The organism is Streptomyces sulfonofaciens, from assembly GCF_014656295.1.
Taxonomy (GTDB): Bacteria; Actinomycetota; Actinomycetes; order Streptomycetales; family Streptomycetaceae; genus Streptomyces; species Streptomyces sulfonofaciens.
This window is the reverse complement of the sequence record NZ_BNCD01000113.1, coordinates 1-506: the sequence shown is the minus strand read 5'-3', so window position 1 is coordinate 506 and position 506 is coordinate 1. Positions and strand designations below refer to the sequence as shown.

1 protein-coding gene is annotated in these 506 nt (G+C 42.1%); it reads right to left on the bottom strand.

The genetic code is table 11. The annotated features are described in order from the left end of the window. Nucleotides 1-506, bottom strand: a 506-nt coding sequence (locus IE313_RS36785; RefSeq protein WP_229925218.1) for a hydantoinase B/oxoprolinase family protein, incomplete at both ends; no start/stop codon positions are given.

Below are 506 nucleotides of genomic sequence, written 5' to 3'. Positions count from 1 at the left end.
GGTATCAATCACATGCGTAACGCCGCCTACCCACCCAATCAATTTTTCATCGTGGAAAATAGGCACAAGAGTCATAATATCGCATGGGTGCACATTCCCAATCGCGCAGTCGTTATTGGTGAAAATATCCTTGTCATTGATGCCTGGGTTATCTTCCCAATTATTCTCTACCATGTATTTGATAGCTGATCCCATAGTGCCTACATGGATAATGATGCCCGTAGAAGTCAGCACGCTATCGCCCACAGCGTTATAAAGCGTGAAGCACAATTCCCCCTCTTGCTCAACAATAGGGCTAGCCGCAATCCTTTTAGCTGTTTCTCTAGCATGCACGATACCGCCCCTTAGTTTAGAGAACATTTTCTCATAACCGATCGGATCTCTTTCTTTAAACTCTAGTTTTTTGAGACCATTATAATGCCCTGTTTTTTCTGTCCTGGCTAGGATTTCATCTCTAGCTTGTTTTAAAGTTTTGCCGTTTTTCAATAAATTTGCCATTTTGAACT